At 72.8% G+C, this 18814-nt stretch carries 18 protein-coding genes and 1 pseudogene; 4 read left to right on the forward strand and 15 right to left on the reverse strand.

The genetic code is table 11. The features are described 5' to 3' along the window. The 8 genes and pseudogenes from ACYVGN_RS10445 to ACYVGN_RS10480 form a co-directional block, all read right to left on the reverse strand. Positions 1–1006 (reverse strand): RDD family protein (locus ACYVGN_RS10445; protein ID WP_460790635.1); only part of this gene is annotated, 1006 nt, incomplete at its 3' end. A gap of 127 nt (positions 1007–1133) precedes the next feature. Then, positions 1134–1997 (reverse strand): metal ABC transporter permease, encoded by an 864-nt coding sequence (locus ACYVGN_RS10450; RefSeq protein WP_460790637.1) that lies wholly within the window; start codon positions 1995–1997, stop codon positions 1134–1136. Beyond that, complete coding sequence (locus ACYVGN_RS10455) at positions 1994–2734, reverse strand: metal ABC transporter ATP-binding protein (RefSeq protein ID WP_460790639.1); 741 nt, start codon at positions 2732–2734, stop codon at positions 1994–1996. Before ACYVGN_RS10455 ends, ACYVGN_RS10450 begins: the two co-directional genes overlap by 4 nt. Then, positions 2731–3654 (reverse strand): metal ABC transporter substrate-binding protein, encoded by a 924-nt coding sequence (locus tag ACYVGN_RS10460; RefSeq protein ID WP_460790641.1) that lies wholly within the window; start codon positions 3652–3654, stop codon positions 2731–2733. Before ACYVGN_RS10460 ends, ACYVGN_RS10455 begins: the two co-directional genes overlap by 4 nt. Before the next feature lie 112 nt (positions 3655–3766). Next, positions 3767–4081 carry an amino acid transporter gene (locus ACYVGN_RS10465; protein WP_460790643.1) on the reverse strand — a complete coding sequence of 105 codons (315 nt, stop codon included), beginning with the start codon at positions 4079–4081 and terminating at the stop codon, positions 3767–3769. Next, positions 4078–4701 carry an acyl-CoA synthetase gene (locus ACYVGN_RS10470; protein WP_460790645.1) on the reverse strand — a complete coding sequence of 208 codons (624 nt, stop codon included), beginning with the start codon at positions 4699–4701 and terminating at the stop codon, positions 4078–4080. The genes ACYVGN_RS10465 and ACYVGN_RS10470 overlap by 4 nt, the downstream gene beginning before the upstream one ends. A gap of 242 nt (positions 4702–4943) precedes the next feature. Then, complete coding sequence (locus tag ACYVGN_RS10475; RefSeq protein WP_460790646.1) at positions 4944–6098, reverse strand: cystathionine gamma-synthase; 1155 nt, start codon at positions 6096–6098, stop codon at positions 4944–4946. 14 nt (positions 6099–6112) lie between these two features. Beyond that, positions 6113–7153, reverse strand: a pseudogene (locus ACYVGN_RS10480) (pyridoxal-phosphate dependent enzyme); the annotation flags it as partial. Between the two features lie 308 nt (positions 7154–7461). Here ACYVGN_RS10480 and ACYVGN_RS10485 point away from each other — a divergent pair. Beyond that, the gene (locus ACYVGN_RS10485; protein WP_055988195.1) at positions 7462–7983 is read left to right on the forward strand and encodes a flavin reductase family protein; all 522 of its coding nucleotides are present in this window, start codon (positions 7462–7464) and stop codon (positions 7981–7983) included. 55 nt (positions 7984–8038) lie between these two features. Here the strand turns inward: ACYVGN_RS10485 and ACYVGN_RS10490 are convergent, their stop codons facing one another. From ACYVGN_RS10490 to pdhA, 3 genes are read right to left on the reverse strand one after another with little or no spacing between them, the layout of a single operon-like run. Further along, positions 8039–9496 (reverse strand): dihydrolipoamide acetyltransferase family protein, encoded by a 1458-nt coding sequence (locus ACYVGN_RS10490; protein ID WP_460790648.1) that lies wholly within the window; start codon positions 9494–9496, stop codon positions 8039–8041. After that, on the reverse strand, positions 9493–10515 hold the full coding sequence (locus ACYVGN_RS10495; protein ID WP_460790650.1) for an alpha-ketoacid dehydrogenase subunit beta: 1023 nt from the start codon (positions 10513–10515) through the stop codon (positions 9493–9495). Before ACYVGN_RS10495 ends, ACYVGN_RS10490 begins: the two co-directional genes overlap by 4 nt. After that, positions 10512–11615 carry a pyruvate dehydrogenase (acetyl-transferring) E1 component subunit alpha gene (gene pdhA, locus ACYVGN_RS10500; protein ID WP_460790652.1) on the reverse strand — a complete coding sequence of 368 codons (1104 nt, stop codon included), beginning with the start codon at positions 11613–11615 and terminating at the stop codon, positions 10512–10514. The genes ACYVGN_RS10495 and pdhA overlap by 4 nt, the downstream gene beginning before the upstream one ends. Positions 11616–11766: 151 nt before the next feature. Here pdhA and ACYVGN_RS10505 point away from each other — a divergent pair, with 151 nt between their 5' ends. Further along, positions 11767–12210, forward strand: coding sequence for an Lrp/AsnC family transcriptional regulator (locus ACYVGN_RS10505; RefSeq protein ID WP_134745999.1), 444 nt, complete (start codon positions 11767–11769; stop codon positions 12208–12210). A gap of 4 nt (positions 12211–12214) precedes the next feature. On the opposite strand, the gene ACYVGN_RS10510 is transcribed toward ACYVGN_RS10505, so the two are convergent. From ACYVGN_RS10510 to ACYVGN_RS10525, 4 genes are all read right to left on the reverse strand, one after another. Continuing rightward, positions 12215–12448 (reverse strand): DUF4287 domain-containing protein, encoded by a 234-nt coding sequence (locus ACYVGN_RS10510; protein WP_460790653.1) that lies wholly within the window; start codon positions 12446–12448, stop codon positions 12215–12217. Between the two features lie 170 nt (positions 12449–12618). After that, on the reverse strand, positions 12619–13620 hold the full coding sequence (locus ACYVGN_RS10515; protein ID WP_134745998.1) for a sugar phosphate isomerase/epimerase family protein: 1002 nt from the start codon (positions 13618–13620) through the stop codon (positions 12619–12621). 30 nt (positions 13621–13650) lie between these two features. Next, on the reverse strand, positions 13651–14796 hold the full coding sequence (locus ACYVGN_RS10520; RefSeq protein ID WP_134746009.1) for a Gfo/Idh/MocA family protein: 1146 nt from the start codon (positions 14794–14796) through the stop codon (positions 13651–13653). Between the two features lie 90 nt (positions 14797–14886). Next, positions 14887–15936 carry a substrate-binding domain-containing protein gene (locus ACYVGN_RS10525; protein WP_055987851.1) on the reverse strand — a complete coding sequence of 350 codons (1050 nt, stop codon included), beginning with the start codon at positions 15934–15936 and terminating at the stop codon, positions 14887–14889. Between the two features lie 294 nt (positions 15937–16230). On the opposite strand from ACYVGN_RS10525, the gene ACYVGN_RS10530 reads away from it, so the two are divergent. Further along, positions 16231–17706: a sugar ABC transporter ATP-binding protein gene (locus ACYVGN_RS10530; protein WP_055987849.1), complete on the forward strand. Its 1476-nt coding sequence runs from the start codon at positions 16231–16233 to the stop codon at positions 17704–17706. After that, positions 17703–18761 carry an ABC transporter permease gene (locus ACYVGN_RS10535; protein ID WP_055987847.1) on the forward strand — a complete coding sequence of 353 codons (1059 nt, stop codon included), beginning with the start codon at positions 17703–17705 and terminating at the stop codon, positions 18759–18761. Before ACYVGN_RS10530 ends, ACYVGN_RS10535 begins: the two co-directional genes overlap by 4 nt. The last annotated feature ends 53 nt before the right edge of the window (positions 18762–18814 follow it).

Genomic DNA, 18814 nt, shown 5'->3' on the forward strand with positions numbered 1-18814 from the left:
GCGCGGCCGGTGCGGGCGGCGCGGCCGGTGCGGGCGGCGCGGCCGGTGCGGGCGGCGCGGCCGGTGCGGGCGGCGCGGCCGGTGCGGGCGGCGCGGCCGGTGCGGCGGTCGGGATGTCGGCGGGGGCGGGCGGCGGCGCGGGCTCGGCCGCGTCCCGGAGGCGGTAGCCGCCGAGCACGGGCTTCCCCTCCTCGCCCACGACCGGTGCGACCGGGGCGGCGGGGAGATCCGTGAGGCCGACCTGCGGCCGCGCACCCCCGTCGTACGGCTTCGCGGCGCCGATCACGCCCGCGCTGAGGCGGCCCCCCGGCCGGTAGCCCGCCTGGGCCACCGGGTCGGCCGACGTCGCGAGCGAGGGCAGCGGCGCCCGCTCGGCGATCGGCTCGGCGCGCACCATCTTGCGCGCGACGCGCATCCGCTTCTCGTCATACGGGTTCAGGCCCTTGCGGACGTCGACGAGCCACAGCCGGCCCGCCTTGTCGTGCCAGGCGCGGCCGCGGCGGTCCGGGTCGAGCACGGGCGAGATCAGGAACAGCGGCAGGCCGAGCGGCAGGATCGCGACCGCCGACAGCACGAGGTCGCGCAGCAGCACGCGCCCCACGCCCGGGCGCTCGAGCGTCAGGACGTTCACGGACCGGATGCCGGCCGCCGCCTTGCCGATCGTGAGCCCCCGGCGACCGTGCAGCGCGAGCTGCACCACGAGCAGGATGAGCGACAGCAGCACGCTCGCGCCGGCCATGACGACCGCGAGCACGAACTGCGGGTGGTTCACGAATCCGTACAGCGAGATCGACCCGGAGGCCAGCTTGAGCAGCAGCGGGAGCGCGCCCAGCAGGAACGGCAGCTGCAGCGCGAGCCACACGACGGCGTCGACGAGGGCCGCGGCCGCGCGACGGCCGTACGGCGCGCGCACGAGCCCGAGGGCCGCGGCATAGGCCGGATCGGGCCGGCCCTGCGCGTCGACGCCCTCGATCGGGCGGGTCTCGTCGTCGATTTCCCAGATCACGCCGTCGGACCCCTCCTCCCGTTCCGCACACGGCCCGCGGACAGGCTCCACAGTACCCACCGCGTGCCGGCGCGACCGCGCCGCGGGGCCCGCGCGGGGACCTCTCCCCTGGCCGCGCCCGGCCGCGTCAGCGCGCGCGGGCCGCGGCCCTGCGCCGCGCGCCTCGGCGGAGCACGCCGTGGCGCGGCGCGAACAGGTAGACGAGCGCGAACACGACGCCCTGCACCACGACCACGAGGCCTCCGGGCGACGCGTCGAGCCAGTAGCTCAGGTAGATGCCGACGACCGAGGACGCCACCGCGAGCGCGGGCGCGATCACGAGCATCCGCCCGAACCGGTCGGTGAGCAGGTGCGCCGTCGCGCCCGGGATGATGAGCATCGCCACGACGAGCACGACGCCGACCACCTGCAGGGCCACGACCGACGTGAGCGCGAGCACGCCCAGCAGCATGGCGCCCAGCAGGCGGGGCGACAGCCCGATCGCGAACGCGTGCGTCGGGTCGAACGCGAACAGCGTGAGGTCGCGCCGCTTGACCAGCAGCACCGCGAGCGCCACGGCCGCGAGCACCGCGACCTGGATGAGCTCGGCGGCGGAGACGCCCAGGATGTTGCCGAAGATGATGTGGTTCAGGTCGGTGTTGCTCGGCGTGACCGAGATCAGCACGAGACCGAGCGCGAACAGCGTCGTGAACACGATGCCGATCGCGGCGTCCTCCTTGACGCGGCTGGTGCCGCGCACGACGCCGATCAGCGCGACGGAGAGCAGCCCGAACACGAGCGCGCCCAGCGCGAACGGGGCGCCGACGACGTAGGCGAGCACGACCCCGGGCAGCACGGAGTGCGAGACGGCGTCGCCCATGAGCGACCAGCCGACCAGCACCAGCCAGCACGACAGCAGCGCGCACACGATCGCCGCGACCACGGTGGTGGCGAGCGCGCGCAGCATGAAGTCGTACTGCAACGGGTCCAGGATGAGGTCGAGCGGGCTCATGCGGCGTCCTCCCCGCCGCGCGGCTCGAGCCCGAACACGCGCGCCAGCGCCTCGGGCCGAAGCGCCTCTGCCACCGGCCCGTGGAACAGCACGCGGTGCAGCAGCAGCACGGCCTCGTCGGCCAGATCGGGCAGCGCGTGCAGGTCGTGCGTCGACACCAGCACCGTGCGGCCGTCGGCGGCCAGGTCGCGCAGCAGCCGCACGATCGTGCCCTCGGAGCGCTTGTCGACGCCCGCGAAGGGCTCGTCCAGCAGCAGGATGTCCGCCTCCTGCGCGATGCCGCGCGCCACGAACGCGCGCTTGCGCTGCCCGCCGGACAGCTGCCCGATCTGGCGGTCGGCGAGGGCCGAGAGCTCGACGCGCTCGAGTGCCTCGGCGACCGCCGCCCGGTCGGCCGGGCGCGGGCGGCGGGTGATGCCCGTGCGGCCGTACCGGCCCATCATGACGACGTCGCGCACGGACACGGGGAAGGACCAGTCGACGTCCTCGCTCTGCGGCACGTAGCCGATCCGGCCGCGACGGCGCGCCGACGCCGGGTCCGCGCCGTCGAGCAGCACGGAGCCGCGCTCCGGCCTCAGCTGCCCCGTGATGGTCTTGAACAGCGTGGACTTGCCGGATCCGTTCATCCCGACGAGTCCCGTGACGCGGCCGGCGGGCACGCTCAGCGAGACGTCGTCGAGCGCGAGGACGTCGCCGTAGCGGACGGTGACGTCGCGCACCTCGATCGCGGCGCTCATGATCCGCCGCCCGTCAGCGCCCCGACGATCGTGTCGGCGTCGTGGCGGATCAGGTCGAGGTAGGTCGGGACGGGCCCGTCCGGCTCGGACAGGGAGTCGACGTAGAGCACGCCGCCGAACTCGGCCCCGGTCGCCTCGACCACCTGGCGCATCGGCCGATCGGAGACCGTCGACTCGCAGAACACGGCCGCCACGCCGTTGCCCTCCACGAACTCGATCGCCGCCGCGATCTGCTGCGGCGTCGCCTGCTGCTCGGCGTTGACCGGCCAGATGTACGCCTCCGCGAGGCCGGCGTCGCGGGCCAGGTACGAGAACGCCCCCTCGCACGTCACGAGCGCCCGCTCCCCCTCCGGCAGCTCGGCGAGCGCCGCGACCAGCTCGTCGTGCACCTCCTGCAGCTGCGCCGAGTACGCCTCGCCGTTGGCCTCGTAGTCGGCGGCGTGCGCGGGGTCGAGCTCCGAGAAGGCGTCGACCATGTTCGCGACGTACGTCTGCACGTTGAGGGGGCTCATCCACGCGTGCGGGTTCGGGGTCCCGGCGTACGCGTCGCCCGCGATGTCGATCGGCTCGACGCCCTCCGACACGACCACGTGCGGGACGTCGATGGACTCCACGAACTGCGCGAACCACGCCTCGAGGTTGAGCCCGTTGTCCAGGATGAGGTCGGCCTCGGCGGCGCGCCGGATGTCGCCCGGCGTCGGCTCGTAGCCGTGGATCTCGGCGCCCGCCTTGGTGATCGACTGCACGGTCAGGTGGTCGCCCGCGACGTTCTGCGCGATGTCGGCCAGAACCGTGAAGGTCGTCAGCACGGTGGGGCGCTCGTCGGCCGGATCCGCAGAGGAGCCGCACGCGCTCAGCACCGGCGCGAGGACGAGGATCAGCGCGAGCGAGCGGACGACGGCGTGACGATTTTTAGGCACACCGAAACTTTAGGATTTCGGGTCGCCGAAAACAACCTCCGATCGAGGCGCGGCGCCTCCGGAAGGAGGTGGGCGCGACTGAGCGCGCGGGGCGGTCGGGGTCCGACCGGGGTCAGCGCTCGGGCTGGTCGCCCTCTGCGTCGTCCTGGTCCTTGGGCAGCAGGACGGGCCGGTCGACGGTCTCGCCGTGCTGCGCGGGGTCGACCACGAGCAGCAGCATCGCCAGGCCCAGGGCGACGACGATGAACGAGACGCCGGCGGCGATCGCCGCGACGGACCAGGCGTGCGCGACAGCCTCGCCCGGCAGCGCCTGGAAAGCGCCCAGGGTGGTCGCCGTGACCAGCCCCGCGAACAGGGCGGCGCCGAACGCGATCCCCAGCAGCTGGGCGGGGCGCATCAGGTCGCGGCGGGTGGGCTTGTCGGTCACGGTCGATCCTCCTGGGGCACGGCGGCCGCGGTCTCAAGGTCCTCGCTCGCGGGCTCGGACGGGGCCGGCGAGAGCCCGGCGATGCCCAGGAAGACCGCGACGATGGCGGCGTAGCCGCCGAACAGGCCGACCGCGATGGTCGTGCCCGTGAGCGTGAAGGCGCCCGCCTCCTCGATCGAGTAGGTCAGCGCGTACTCGGGCCGGACGAAGATCAGGATCGCGCCGAGCAGGATCGTGAGCCCGCCGACGACGACGGCGTCGCGGGACTCCGATCGGCCCAGCCGGGCGCGCTGCGTGATCCCGATCGCGAGCTCGACGATGCCGGCCAGCAGGGCCCACGCGATCAGGACGACGAAGAGCAGCGTCTCGGAGCGCAGGGCGACCGCGCTCGCGGCCATGCCGGCGGCGAGGTGGACGGCGCCCAGCAGCACGGGCGCGCCGCGGTGCCCGGCGGGAGCGACCAGCCAAGCGGCCAGTGCGAAGACCATGGCGGTCGCGATGCCGAAGCCGCCGAACACGGCCAGCCCCACCTCGTGCGAGTGGTCCGGCGAGAACGTGATCATGAGCGCCGCCACGGCCGCGAACAGCGCGCGCAGCAGCTGCACGTGACGCGGGGTCATTCGCAGGGGCGCGGCGGAGGGCATGACGGATCCAGGATCTCTTCGAGCGGGACCCACCCAGTCTAGTTGCGGGATCCTGACGAGAACGTGCGCGGACGGCTCATCCGGCCGACTGCCGTGCGAGCGCAGCGAGCGTGCCGCGGATGCGGCCAACCGCAGCGCGAAGCGCTGCCGAACGGAGCGAAGCGACGTTCCTCGCGAGTGTCCGGCGCGGAGCGTCGGCGCGAGCGTGCGAGACGCTCCTAGAAGGAGAGGGCGGCGTCCAGGTCCGCGAGCAGGTCGTCGACGTGCTCGATGCCGACCGAGAGGCGCACGACGTCGTCGGGGACGGCGAGCTCGGTGCCCCGCACGGACGCGTGCGTCATCTCGTCGGGGTAGTTGAGGAGCGACTCCACGCCGCCGAGCGACTCGGCGAGCGTGAACAGGCGCGTCGACTCCGCGAAGCGGCGCGCGGCCGCGCCGTCGCCGAGCGCGAGCGACACGATGCCGCCGAAGCCGGACATCTGCGCGGCGGCGATGTCGTGGCCGGGGTGCGACGCGAGGCCGGGGTAGTACACGCGGGCCACCTTCCCGTGCCCGTCGAGGTACTCGGCGATCGCCTGCGCGTTGGCGGTGTGGCGCTCCATCCGGATCGCGAGCGTCTTGATGCCGCGGGTCGTCAGCCACGCGTCGAGCGGACCCGAGACCCCGCCGACGGCGAACTGCAGGAACTTGGCCTTCTCGGCGAGCTCCTCGTCGGCGAACACCAGCGCGCCGCCCACGACGTCCGAGTGGCCGCCGAGGTACTTGGTGGTCGAGTGCACCACGACGTCGGCGCCGAGCGCGAGCGGCTGCTGCAGCGCGGGCGACGCGAACGTGTTGTCGACCACGACCAGGGCGCCCGCGGCGCGGGACTTCTCCGCCAGGGCGCGGATGTCGGTGATGCGCAGCAGCGGGTTGCTGGGCGTCTCGACCCACACGACCTGGGGCGCGCGCTCGGCGAACGCCGCGTCGACCGCGGCCGGATCGCTGAGGTCGACCACGCGCAGCTTGACGCCCCACGGGCCGAGCACGCGCGCGAGCAGGCGGTAGGTGCCGCCGTAGACGTCGTTGCCGAGCAGCACCTCGTCGCCGGGCTGCAGCACGGCGCGCAGCAGGGCGTCCTCGGCCGCGAGGCCCGACGCGAACGACAGCGCGCGGGCGCCGCCCTCGAGCGCGGCCAGCTGGGTCTCGAGCGCGGTGCGCGTCGGGTTGCCCGAGCGGCCGTACTCGTAGCCGCCCCGCAGGCCGCCGATGCCGTCCTGGACGTACGTGGTCGAGAAGTGCACCGGCGGGATGACCGCGCCCGTGGGGCCGTCCGGCTCCTGTCCGGCGTGGACGGCGGCGGTCTCGAAGCGGGCGTCCTGCGAGGCGGTCATGCGGCGCTCCCGGGGGTCTCGTGGCGGTTGGTCTTGGTGGCCTCGGCGAGCTGGGCCGTCAGGTCGGCGGGCACGAGCGACTCTGGCGTCTCGACCTCGAAGCCGCGCTCGGTCATCCAGCGGTCGTTGAACACCTTGCCGAGGTACCCGCGGCCGTGGTCGGGGAGCAGCACGACGACGATCGCGTCGGCGGGCAGGTCGCGCGCGGCGCGCAGCGCGCCGGCCACGGCCATGCCGCTCGATCCGCCGACGAGCAGGCCCTCCTCGCGGGCGAGGCGGCGGGTCATCGCGAACGAGTCGGCGTCCGACACCGCGACGATCTCGTCGACCACGCTCGGGTCGTACGCGCCGGGCCAGAAGTCCTCGCCGACGCCCTCCACGAAGTAGCCGTGCACGTCGTCGTGGCTCGCTGCCGAGTAGATCGAGCCGACCGGGTCGATGCCGACGATGCGCACCGCGCCGCCCGACACCTCCTTGAGGTAGCGGCCCGTGCCCGTGATGGTGCCGCCCGTGCCGACGCCCGCCACGAAGTGCGTGACCGTGCCGTCGGTGTCGTCCCACACCTCGGGGCCGGTCGTCTCGTAGTGGCTGCGGGGGCCGTTGAGGTTCTCGTACTGGTTGGGCTTGAACGCGCCGGGGATCTCGCGCGCGAGGCGGTCGGACACGCTGTAGTACGACAGCGGGTCGCTCGGCTCGACGTCGGTCGGCGTCACGACGACCTCGGCGCCGTAGGCGCGCAGCACGGCGCGCTTGTCCTCGGACACCTTGTCGGGCACCACGAAGACCATGCGGTAGCCGCGCTGCTGCGCGACCAGCGCGAGGCCGACGCCCGTGTTGCCGCTGGTCGGCTCGACGATGACGCCGCCGGGCTTCAGCTCGCCCGACGCCTCGGCCGCGTCGATGATGTTGGCGGCGATCCGGTCCTTCGAGGATCCGCCGGGGTTCAGGTACTCGACCTTCACCAGCACGGTGGCGGCGATGCCCTCCGTGACGTGGTTCAGGCGGACGAGCGGGGTGCGGCCGACCAGGTCGGCGACGGAATGTGCGTAACGCAAGGGCGTGTCCTCAGGATGGCCGCGACCGGCGGGGCGGGGACGCGGGAACGGTCGGTTGTCGGTGGGGTGCGCTGGGCGCGGGCTCTCAGCGACAACGACAGGTCTGCACGGACCCAGCGTACCGCGGGCCGGATGACGCCGGACCCGCGTGACATCCGCTCCCCCGTGGCGCTTCGGTGTCGAACGTTTCGTAATAAGTCGCCCGCCGGCGCCCGCCCGCGCGGGCCTCGGTAACGTCTCGGTCCATGAGCGAGAACCAGGCGGCCCTGGCGCGCGACGTCCGTGAGGCCTCGCGCCCCGCGGGCGCGATGCTGTCGGTCCCCGGCGCGCTCGACGCCGAGCAGTTCAAGGCGATCTGCCGCGGCCACCCGGGCGGGGTGTCCGTGATCACGGCGCAGGGTCCCGACGGGCCCGTGGCGTTCACCGCGACCTCGGTCGCCTCGGTGAGCGTGGATCCGCCCATCCTGATCTTCTCGGTGTCCTCGCTGTCGTCCGCGGCGCCGTCGATCCTCGCGGCGGACTCGGTGGTCGTCCACCTGCTCGACGCCGACGACGTCGACCTCGCGAAGCTCGCCGCGACGAGCGGCGTGGACCGCTTCGCCGACACGTCGGCGTGGACGCGCCTCCCCACCGGCGAGCCGGTGTTCCCCGGCGTGCGCGCGTGGACACGCGCCAAGGTCGTCAGCCACCTCGAGGCGGGCGGATCGACCGTCGTCGCGGTGCACGCGCTGCAGGGCCAGATCAACCGCGGCGCCGAGCACGAGGCCGGCCCGCTGGTCTACCACAACCGCACCTGGCACAAGCTCGGCGACCACTCGCGCCTCGACTGACGCCCCTTACTCGTGGGCGCGGGAGCTGCGGATCCCGCGCCCCACGAGTGTCCGGCTACAGCCGCGCGTAGAGCGACAGCGGGGACTCGATCGCAGACACCACGCGGCGGAGGAAGCCGGACGCATAGCCGCCGTCGCACACGCGGTGGTCGAACACGAGCGACAGCTGCGCGATGCGGCGGGGCGTCATGACGCCGTCCACGACCCACGGCTTCTCGATCACGCGGCCGATGCCGAGGATCGCGACCTCGGGGTGGTTGATGATCGCGGCCGAGCCGTCGACGCCGAGCGCGCCGTAGTTGTTCAGCGTGAACGTCGATCCGGTGAGGCGCTCGGGCGGCAGCTTGCCCGCGCGCGCGAGCTCGGTCGTCTCGCGCAGGGCGGCGTCGAGGTCGCGCACCGTCATCCGGTCGGCGCGCGGGAGCATGGGCACCATCAGCCCGCGTTCCGTGTCGGTCGCGACGCCGAGGTTGACGCCGTCGAAGGTCAGGATGTCCTCGCCGTCGAGGCGCCCGGCGAGCAGCGGGAACTCCTCGAGCGCCAGCAGCACGAAGCGGGCCAGCAGCGCCGTGAGCGACGGCGGACGCTCCCCCGGCGCCGCCATGGCGGGGCGGAGGCTCCACAGCTCGGTCGCGTCGACGTCCACCCATACGGTCGCCTCGGGGATCTCGGCCCGGCTGCGGCTGAACTTCGCGGCGGCCGACCGGCGCAGCATCGACATCCGCTCGCGGCTCGCGACCTGCAGGTCGCCCGCAGGCGCGGGTTCGGTCTGACGGGTCTGCGGTGCGGATGTCGGGGCGGCGGCCCCACCGGGCGCCGTCAGCCCCGCCGACCCGTCAGACGACGCGGCGTTGGCGGCGCGCAGCACGTCGGCGCGCGTCACGACCCCGTCGGCGCCGCTCGGGCGGATGGTGGTGACGTCGAGCCCGAGGTCGCGCGCGAGCCGGCGCACCAGCGGCGAGCGCACGGGCGGCTTGGCGGGCGCATCCGGTGCCGTGTGTCGGGTCGGCGGGGCGGATGTGCGCGTGTCGGCCGCAGGAGGCGACATCCGCACCGCCGGCCCGACGGACGGGACGCGGCGCGGGCGGCGACGCCGCGCGCCGGCGCGGTGCTCACTCGTGCCGTAGCCGATCAGGACGTTGCCGGATCCGGCCCGCTCCTCGGAGCGGTACGCCTCGAGCTCGGTGCGGTCGGGAGTGGGCTCGGGGCGTTGCGACTCGGTCGCTTCGCCCCCTCGCTCAACGAGCACGGCAGCCGCCGGGGCGTCGGCTGCGACCTCGAGCACGGGCTGCCCGACGGCGAGCATGGTGCCGGGCTCGCCGTGGAGCGCGACCACGGTGCCGGCGAACGGCGAGGGCAGCTCGACCACGCTCTTGGCGGTCTCGACCTCGGCGATCGCCTGGTCGACGCGCACGTCGTCGCCGACCTGCACGAGCCACTGCACGAGCTCGGCCTCGGTCAGCCCCTCGCCGAGATCCGGCAGACGGAACACCTGCGTGGTCGCGGTGGTCATCGGTCCTCCCAGTTCAGCGTGTCGATCGCGTCCAGCACGCGGTCGACGTCGGGCAGGTGAAAGTGCTCGAGCTTGGGCGCCGGGTAGGGGATGTCGAACCCGGTGACGCGGCGCACGGGCGCCTCGAGGTGCTCGAAGCAGTGCTCGCCGATGCGCGCGGCGAGCTCGGACGCGACGCTCGCGAAGCCCTGGGCCTCGGCGATCACGACCGCGCGGCCCGTCGAGCGGACGGCCGTGAACAGCGTCTCGTCGTCGCACGGCGTGAGCGTGCGCACGTCCACGACCTGCACGCTGCGCCCCTCGCTCTCCGCGACCTCGGCCGCGTCCAGCGCGACGCCCACCGAGCTGCCGTAGGCGATCAGCGTCACGTCGGCGCCGGGCCGCGCGACGCGCGCGTGCCCGATCGCCGCGGGCGCGGTCACGTCGACGGGCGCCTTGGACCAGTACAGCTTCTTCGGCTCCAGGAAGATCACGGGGTCGGGGTGCTCGATCGCGGCGCGGAGCAGGCTGTAGGCGTCCTGCGGCGTGGCCGGGCAGACGACCGTGAGGCCAGGGGTGTGCGCGTAGTACGCCTCGGACGAGTCGCAGTGATGCTCGACGCCGCCGATGCCGCCGCCGAACGGGATCCGGATGACCATCGGCAGCCGGATGGCGCCCCGCGTGCGGTTCGCCATCTTGGCCGCGTGGCTCACGATCTGCTCGAACGCGGGGTAGGCGAACGCGTCGAACTGCATCTCGACGACGGGGCGCAGACCGTTCATCGCCATGCCGATCGCGGTGCCCACGATGCCGGACTCGGCCAGCGGGGTGTCGAAGCAGCGGTGCTCGCCGAAGCGCGCCGCGAGGCCGTCCGTCACGCGGAAGACGCCGCCCAGCTTCCCGACGTCCTCCCCCATCACGAGCACGGAGACGTCGGCCTCCATCGCGTCGGCGAGGGCCCGGTTGATCGCGCCCGCCATGGTCATCGCGGGGGCCTCCTGCTCGGCGACCTCCGTGCGGGTGTGCTCGATCATGCTCATGCGCCTGCCTCCTCGCGTGCCAGCTCGTCGCGCAGCTGCGCCCACTGGGCGTCGAGCTGCGGCGTCCGCTCCGCGTGGACGAAGCGGAACAGGTCCTCGGGGTCGGGATGCACCTCGCGGTTCATGGCGTCGCGCATCGCCGTCGCCGTGCGCTCGGCCTCCTCGGCGAACGCCGCCTCGGTCGCGTCGTCGAGCGCTCCCTCGGCGAGCAGGTGCGCGCGCATGCGGCGCAGCGGATCCCGCTCCTCCCACGCCCGGACCTCCTCGCGATCGCGGTAGCGCGTGTCGTCGTCCGCGTTCGTGTGCGCCTGCATCCGGTACGTGTGCGCCTCGATCAGCGCGGGCCCGCCGCCCTCGCGCGCGTTCTCGACCGCGTCGCCGAGCACCGCGAGCAGGGCCGCGACGTCGTTGCCGTCGACGCGCTGGCCCGGCATCCCGTAGCCGATGGCCTTGTGCGCGAGCGACGGCGCAGCGGTCTGCCGCGACAGCGGCACCGAGATCGCGAACTCGTTGTTCTGCACCAGGAACACGACCGGCACGTGGAACACGGCCGCGAAGTTGAGGGCCTCGTGGAAGTCGCCCTCGCTCGTGGCGCCGTCGCCGCACATCGCGAGCACGACGGTGTCCTCGCCGCGCATCTTCGCGGCGTACGCGACACCGACCGCGTGCAGCAGCTGGGTCGCGAGCGGCGTGGCGTGCGGCGCGATGCGGTGCGCGCGCGGGTCGAAGCCGGCATGCCAGTCGCCGCGCAGCAGCACGAACGCCTCCTCGGGGTCGACCCCCCGGGTGATCACGGCGACCGAGTCGCGGTAGGTCGGGAACAGCCAGTCGTCGTCGCGCAGCACGAGCGCGGCCGCCACCTCGCAGGCCTCCTGTCCGTGCGACGACGGGTACACGGCGAGCCGCCCCTGGCGCACGAGCGCGTTCGCCTGTTCGTTGATGCGGCGGCCGCGCACGAGCGCGCCGTAGGCCTCGAGCAGGCGCTCGGTCGGGGGCGCCGCGTAGCGGTCGTCCTCGGTCAGGTGCCCGTGCTCGTCGATGAGCCGGACGGGATGCTCGCGCGGCAGCAGGTCCGTGCGCAGGGCGTCGGGGGCGTCCATGAGTTCCTCCACGTCGTCGTAGATGACTACAGGATGCGTCGCGCGGGGCAATCCGTCTGCCCTCGTCGATCCATCGCGAGACGGATTGCCGAACAAGCGGTATGTTGCGCACATAGCGTCCAGGATGGACTGGAGATTTGGGGGGCCTGCGATGGAGCTGGATCAGACGGACCGGGCGATCCTCGCCGCGCTGCGCCACGACGGCCGCGCGTCGATCAGCGACATCGCGGCGAAGGTCAAGGTGTCACGGGCGAGCGCGTACGCGCGCGTGAAGAAGATGGAGGACACCGGCGTCATCCGGGGCTTCACGGTGCGCACCGATCCGATCCTCGAGGGCATGCACGCGAGCGCGTACGTGGGCCTCAACGTCGAGCAGGCCGACTGGCAGGACCTGCGCGAGCGGCTCACCCGCATCCCCGAGGTGCATCACGCGGCCCTGCTGGGCGGCGACTTCGACGTGCTGCTGCTGGTGCGGGCGCGCGACAGCCGTGACCTGCGCCGCGTCGTGCTGGAGGAGCTGCAGGGCATCCCCGCGGTGCGCTCGACCCGCACGTTCATCGTGTTCGAGGACATCCCCACGATCGCCGAGGCCTGAGCGGCTACTTCGCGAGCGCCGCCTTCGCGTAGGCGACGATCGCGTTCGCGTGGCCGTGACCGAGGCCGTGCTCGTCCTTGAGCCATGCGACGACATCCATGTGCGATGCGCCGTCGAGCCGCTCGACCACGAGGTCGAGCCACTCCTGCATGGGCCTGCCGTACGTCTTCTCGATGTTGGGGAAGTAGGAGGCGGGCCCTTTGACCTTCTCGCCGGGCGCGATCACCGGCGCGCTCACCCTGAGCCCGACCGTGTCCCAGTCTGGGCCGCTATCGGGCGGCCATTCGGGCATCAAGTGGGACATGGGCCACGGACGGCGGGTTCGACGATCACTCCCCCGTCGAGCCGGATGACGAGGGCCCGGGCGGATCGCGACGATCCGCCCGGTCCCTCGGCCGTCCCCCTCGCTCAGCGGCTGCTGAACGCCGCGTCGAACGCGGCCTCCGGCGCCGCGAACGCGTTGCGCCGCACGAACTCGAGGGCCTCCGGCGCGCCCTGCAGCCGGTCCATGCCGGCGTCCTCCCACTCCACCGAGATCGGGCCGTCGTAGCCGATGCTGTTCAGCGCCCGGAACGACGCCTCCCACGGCACGTCGCCGCGACCGGTGGACACGAAGTCCCACCCCCGGCGCAGGTCGGCCCACGCCAGGTGCGATCCCAGGCGCCCGTTGCGGCCGTTGCCGACGTTGAGCTTCACGTCCTTGCAGTCGACGTGGTAGATCCGGTCGCGGAACTCCAGGATGAAGCCGACCGGGTCCAGCTGCTGCCACACGAAGTGCGACGGATCCCAGTTCAGCCCGAATGCCTCACGGTGCCCGATCGCCTCGAGCGTGCGGACCGTCGTCCAGTAGTCGTACGCGATCTCGGACGGGTGCACCTCGTGCGCGAAGCGCACGCCGACCTCGTCGAACACGTCCAGGATGGGGTTCCACCGGTCGGCGAAGTCCTGGTACCCGGCGTCGACGGCCTCCTGCGAGACCGGCGGGAACATCGCCACGTACTTCCAGATCGACGACCCGGTGAAGCCGACGACGGTCTTCACGCCCAGCTTCGCCGCCAGCCGGGCGGTGTTCTTCATCTCCTCGGCCGCCCGCTGCCGGACCCCCTCGGGGTCGCCGTCGCCCCACACCCGATCCGACAGGATGTCGCGGTGCCGCTGGTCGATGGGGTCGTCGCAGACGGCCTGGCCCTTGAGATGGTTCGAGATGGCCCAGACCTTCAGCCCGTGCCGCTCGAGCAGGTCGAGCCGGTCCCTGATGTAGTCGTCGTCGTCCCAGCGCCACGGGTCGAGGTGGTCGCCCCAGCAGGCGATCTCGAGCCCGTCGTAGCCCCAGCCGGCGGCCAGGCGCGCGACCTCCTCGAGCGGCAGGTCGGCCCACTGGCCGGTGAAGAGTGTGACCGGTCGCGTCATCGCGTTCCTCCGTTGTCTCGTGCGTGCGGTCTATCGGTCGTCGTCGGCGGGCGTCCACGCGCTGCCCGACTCCGAGCTGCGCAGCACCGCGTCGAGCACGCGCTGCACGTGCAGGCCGTCGGCGAACGACGGCTCGGGCTGCGTTCCCGCGTGGATGGCGCCCACGAAGTCGTTCACCTGGTGCGAGAAGCCGTGCTCGTAGCCGAGCATGTGCCCCGCCGGCCACCAGGGCTCCAGGTACGGGTGCTCCGGCTCGGTGACCAGGATGCGCCGGAAGCCCTGCTCGGTCGGCGGCAGGGTCGCGTCGAAGAACTCCAGCTCGTTGAGGCGCTCGAGGTCGAACGCGAGGGCGCCGAGCGACCCCGAGATCTCGATCCGCAGCGCGTTCTTGCGGCCCGTCCGGAACCGGCTCGCCTCGAACGACGCGAGGGCCCCGGATGACAGCCGGCCGGTGAACAGGGCGACGTCGTCGACCGTGACGCGCCCCCGCGCCGCCGACGCCGTGCCCGAGAGCCCGACGCCGTGCTCGAGCAGCGGGCGCTCGCTCACCAGGGTCTCGACCACCCCCGACACGGTCGTGACCGCCTGGCCGGTGATGTACTCGGTCAGGTCGACCGCGTGGGCGCCGATATCGCCCAGTGCCCCCGATCCGGCGCGCTCCTTCTCGAGGCGCCACGTCATCGGCGCCTCGGCGTCCGCCAGCCAGTCCTGCAGGTACTCGGCGCGCACCTGCCGGATGTCGCCGAGCCGGCCGGCCGCGACGAGATCGCGCGCGAACGTGGCGGCGGGCACGCGGCGGTAGGTGAAGCCGACCATCGAGCGCACGCCGCGCTCGGCCGCCGACGCGGCCGCGGCGGACATCCGCTCGGCCTCCTCGACCGTGTTGGCCAGGGGCTTCTCGCACAACACGTGCTTGCCGGCCTCGAGCGCCGCGATGGCGATCTCGGCGTGCGTGTCACCCGGGGTGACGATGTCGACCACGTCGACGTCGTCGCGCGCCACGACCTGGCGCCAGTCGGTCTCGGCCTCGCGCCAGCCCCACTTGCGGGCGGACGCCTCGGGGTCGCTGCGCCCCACGACCACGGCCATCTCGACGCCGAGCGGCAGGTCGAAGAACCGGGGCGCGACGCGCCATCCCTGCGAGTGCGCGGCCCCCATGAAGCCGTGGCCGATCATGGCGATGCGGAGCGTGTCGGACATCGCTCAGCTCCTCTCTGCGGAGGTGGGCGGGGCGCCCGCCCGGTGGACGGGCGCCCCGGACGGACATCAGGACTCGAAGGCCAGGTCGATGAACTGGTCGACGTTCTCCTTGGTGACGACCGGCGCGTCGAGCACGATCCGGTTCGGCACGCTCGGCGTGATCAGGTCGCTGACGGTCTTGCCCTGCGCGATGAGGCGGGCGAGCGCGATGCCGTCGGCCGCCTGCGTCGACGGGTAGATCACGGTGGCCTTCAGGACCGAGTCGTCGGCCTGGATGAGTTCCATGGCGTTGCGGCTGCCTGCGCCGCCCATCATGAGGAACTCGTCGCGGCCCGCGGCCTCGATCGCCGCGAGCACGCCGACGCCCTGGTCGTCGTCGTGGTTCCACAGGGCGTCGATCTGCGGGTTGGCCGACAGCAGCTGCGAGGCGGCGGACTCGCCGCCGGCGACGGTGAAGTCGGCCGCGACGCGCGCCGAGACCTCCAGGCCGCAGTCCTCGAGGGCGTCCGCGAAGCCCTGCGAGCGGTCCTGCGTGAGGGGCAGCGAGTCGATGCCCGCGATCTCCGCGACGACCGCGTCGGGGTTGTCGCCCACCTGCTCGCAGATGTACGTGCCGGCGCTGACGCCCATGCCGTAGTTGTCGCCCAGGATGGTCGCGCGCGCCGCGAAGGGGCTCGAGAACTCGCGGTCGACGTTGATGACGGGGATGCCGGCCTCCATCGCCTGGATCGCGACCTCGGTGAGCGCCGCGCCGTCGGTCGGCAGCAGGACGATCGCGTCGACGCCCTCGTTGATGAAGGTCTCGACCGCGGCGATCTGCGCGTTGGCATCGTTCGTCCCCTCGGCCATGCGCAGCTCGACGTCGTCGAAGCTGTCGGCGGCGGCCTGCGCCCCCGAGTTGATCGCACCGAGCCAGCCGTGGTCGGCGGCCGGCCCGGAGAACCCGATCACGACCGTGTCGCCCGACTCGGCGTTCTCCTCGCTGGACGTGCCCTGGTCGACGACGTCCTCCTCCTCGGTGCCCGTGCCCGTGCAGCCCGCGAGGAGTCCGATGCCGGCCAGCACGGCGGCGCCGGTGAGCAGCAGTCGCGTGCGCGGCTTCCAGTGTGAGCGCATGATTCCTCCTTGAAATCCGATGCGGCCTCGACAGTGTGGGCGCCGGGCAGCCGTCCACGCTGACGCGCTCAAAGCTAGCAGAACCGCCTGTCACCGCGACACCTTTTGTTTTCCGAACGGCGAAAGTCGCATGGCGATATCCCGCAGGAGAAATCAAGGATTGCGCCGCGGTCTGCGCCGGATCCAGGATTCGGCAGCCGTTCGTTCCGGGGATCGACACAGGGCGGGTGGCCGCGTTATGTTCGGCGCGTGATCAAAGTCGACCATGCACCGGCATTACTCGACGTCCGGGGAGTGACCAAGGCGTTCGCGGGTGTCCAGGCCCTGCGCGGCGTCGACCTGCAGGTGCTCCCGGGCGAGGTGCACTGCATCCTGGGCCAGAACGGCGCCGGCAAGTCGACGCTGATCAAGACGCTCGCGGGCGTCCACCGCCCGGACGAGGGCGAGATCCTGTGGATGGGCGAGAGCGTCGACATCCCGACGCCCGAGGCGGCACTCGAGCTCGGCATCGCGACCATGTACCAGGAGCTCGACGTCGTGGACGGCCTCACGATCGCCGAGAACATCTTCCTCGGGCACGAGCTGGCGCGCGGCGGCTTCACCCGCCGCTCCGAGGCCGCCGCGCGGACGCGCGAGCTTCTGAAGCGCCTCGGCCACGGCCGGCTCTCTCCCCACACCGAGGTCGGGCGGCTGAGCGCCGCCAACAAGCAGATCGTGAGCATGGCCCGCGCCCTGTCGCACGACATCAAGCTGATCATCATGGACGAGCCCTCGGCCGTGCTCGACGCCGAGGAGGTCAAGAACCTGTTCGGCGTGGTCCGGGAGCTCACCGCCGCGGGCATCGCGGTGATCTACATCACGCACCGGCTCGAGGAGATCCGGCAGATCGGCGACCGCATCACGGTGCTCAAGGACGGGCGCTCCACCGCGAGCGGCCTGCCGGTCGCCGAGACCCCCACGCGCGAACTGATCACGCGGATGACCGGTCGCGAGGTCGAGAACGTCTTCCCTCCCGCCGTGCCCGTGCCGGGCGAGGCGCCAGTCGTCCTCGAGGTCGAGGACCTGGGCCTCGCGGGCGTGTTCCGCGACGTGTCGTTCTCGGTGCGGGCGGGCGAGATCGTCGGGCTCGCGGGCCTGGTCGGATCGGGCCGCTCCGAGATCCTCGAGACGGTCTACGGCGCGCGCCGGGCCACCGCGGGCACCGTGCGCGTGGGCGGCCGGCCGCTGCGGCGCGGCTCCGTGGTGTCGGCGGTATCCGCCGGCGTCGGCCTCTCGCCCGAGGAGCGCAAGAGCCAGGGGCTCGTGCTGGACGAGCCGATCTTCGTCAACGTGACGCTCTCGTCCATGTCGCGGTTCGCCAAGGCGGGCTTCCTCGACGAGCGCGCCGAGCGCCGTGCGGCCGAGGAGCAGATCGCCGCACTGGAGCTGCGACCCGCGAATCCCGACCGGCCGGCGATGACCCTGTCGGGCGGGAACCAGCAGAAGATCCTGCTCGCGCGCTGGCTCGTGCACGGCACGCGCGTGCTCCTGCTGGACGAGCCCACGCGCGGCGTCGACGTCGGCGCGCGCGCCGAGATCTACGGGCTGATCCGCCGTCTCGCTGCCGCGGGCAACGCGATCGTCATCGTCTCGAGCGAGATCGAGGAGGTGCTCGGCCTGGCCGACACCGTGCTCGTCGTCGCCGACGGCCAGGTGCTCACGACGCTGCCCGCGTCGCAGATCGACGAGCACGGCGTGCTCGACCTCGTCATGAAAGGAACCGCCGCATGAGCGAGCAGACCACGACCGCGGCCGCCACCGGCCCCTCGCCCGCGCCCGCGGGCGGGCCCGCGCGCGGCGCCTCGGCGCGCGCCGGACTCGCCGGCATCCTGTCCGGATCCGTGGGCCGCAACCTCGGACTGGTCGTCGCCCTGCTGCTGCTCGTGATCGTCGGCGCGATCACGGCGCCCGACACCTTCCTCGGGGTGTCGAACATGCTCACGGTGCTGCGGCAGGCGTCCATCATCGGCGTCATCTCGATCGGCATGACGCTCGTGATCATCGCGGGCGGCATCGACCTGTCGGTCGGCTCGGTGCTGGGCCTCGCGTCGGTCGTCGCGACGCTCGCCGCCGTGCAGGACCTGGTCGACCAGACGCACTGGATCTTCATGGTGCTGATCGCGCTCGGCGTCGGGCTGGGCGCCGGGCTGATCAACGGCATCGTCATCGCCTACGGCAAGGTCGTGGCGTTCATGGCGACCCTCGCGATGCTGGTCGCGGCGCGCGGCCTCGCGGAGATCCTCGCCGAGCGGCGCACGCTCGTTGTCGGGGACCGCGGGTTCGTCAGCGCGCTGAACCAGGATCTCCTGGGTGTCGACATCCTGATCTGGATCTTCGCGCTCGTCGCGATCGGCGGCTGGGTGCTGCTGAACCGGACCACGTTCGGCCGCCGCACGGTCGCGATCGGCGGCAACCGCGAGGCCGCGCGCCTGGCGGGCATCGACGTGCGCCGGCACACCATGTGGCTCTACGCCATCGCGGGGCTGTGCGCGGGCATCGCCGCCGTCATGATGCTCGGCCGCACGACCGCGGGCACGTCGACGCACGGCCAGCTGCTCGAGCTGGACGCGATCGCCGCCGTGGTGGTGGGCGGCACGCTGCTGGTGGGCGGTCGCGGCACCGTGACCGGCACGGTGTTCGGCGTCCTGATCTTCGCGACCCTGTCGAACGTGTTCGTGCAGAACAACCTGTCGTCGTCCGTGCAGGCCGTCGCCAAGGGCGTGATCATCGTGATCGCGGTGCTGCTGCAGCAGCGCTTCGCCAAGCCCACCGGTCGCGCGTCGTAGTGCTCGCACTTCCGTCGACGCGGAACGACCTTCGGCCGCCGCGCGTCGCATCC

Source organism: Microbacterium lacusdiani (assembly GCF_054779895.1).

Excerpts from the sequence above, each read along its gene's own strand:
- ACYVGN_RS10450 (WP_460790637.1), bottom strand. The coding sequence starts at position 1,997 with ATGAGCCCGCTCGACCTCATCCTGGACCCGTTGCAGTACGACTTCATG.
- ACYVGN_RS10455 (WP_460790639.1), bottom strand. The coding sequence starts at position 2,734 with ATGAGCGCCGCGATCGAGGTGCGCGACGTCACCGTCCGCTACGGCGAC.
- ACYVGN_RS10470 (WP_460790645.1), bottom strand. The coding sequence starts at position 4,701 with ATGACCCCGCGTCACGTGCAGCTGCTGCGCGCGCTGTTCGCGGCCGTG.
- ACYVGN_RS10475 (WP_460790646.1), bottom strand. The coding sequence starts at position 6,098 with ATGACCGCCTCGCAGGACGCCCGCTTCGAGACCGCCGCCGTCCACGCC.
- ACYVGN_RS10485 (WP_055988195.1), top strand. The coding sequence starts at position 7,462 with ATGCTGTCGGTCCCCGGCGCGCTCGACGCCGAGCAGTTCAAGGCGATC.
- ACYVGN_RS10490 (WP_460790648.1), bottom strand. The coding sequence starts at position 9,496 with ATGACCACCGCGACCACGCAGGTGTTCCGTCTGCCGGATCTCGGCGAG.
- ACYVGN_RS10495 (WP_460790650.1), bottom strand. The coding sequence starts at position 10,515 with ATGAGCATGATCGAGCACACCCGCACGGAGGTCGCCGAGCAGGAGGCC.
- pdhA (WP_460790652.1), bottom strand. The coding sequence starts at position 11,615 with ATGGACGCCCCCGACGCCCTGCGCACGGACCTGCTGCCGCGCGAGCAT.
- ACYVGN_RS10505 (WP_134745999.1), top strand. The coding sequence starts at position 11,767 with ATGGAGCTGGATCAGACGGACCGGGCGATCCTCGCCGCGCTGCGCCAC.
- ACYVGN_RS10515 (WP_134745998.1), bottom strand. The coding sequence starts at position 13,620 with ATGACGCGACCGGTCACACTCTTCACCGGCCAGTGGGCCGACCTGCCG.
- ACYVGN_RS10520 (WP_134746009.1), bottom strand. The coding sequence starts at position 14,796 with ATGATCGGCCACGGCTTCATGGGGGCCGCGCACTCGCAGGGATGGCGC.
- ACYVGN_RS10525 (WP_055987851.1), bottom strand. The coding sequence starts at position 15,936 with ATGCGCTCACACTGGAAGCCGCGCACGCGACTGCTGCTCACCGGCGCC.
- ACYVGN_RS10535 (WP_055987847.1), top strand. The coding sequence starts at position 17,703 with ATGAGCGAGCAGACCACGACCGCGGCCGCCACCGGCCCCTCGCCCGCG.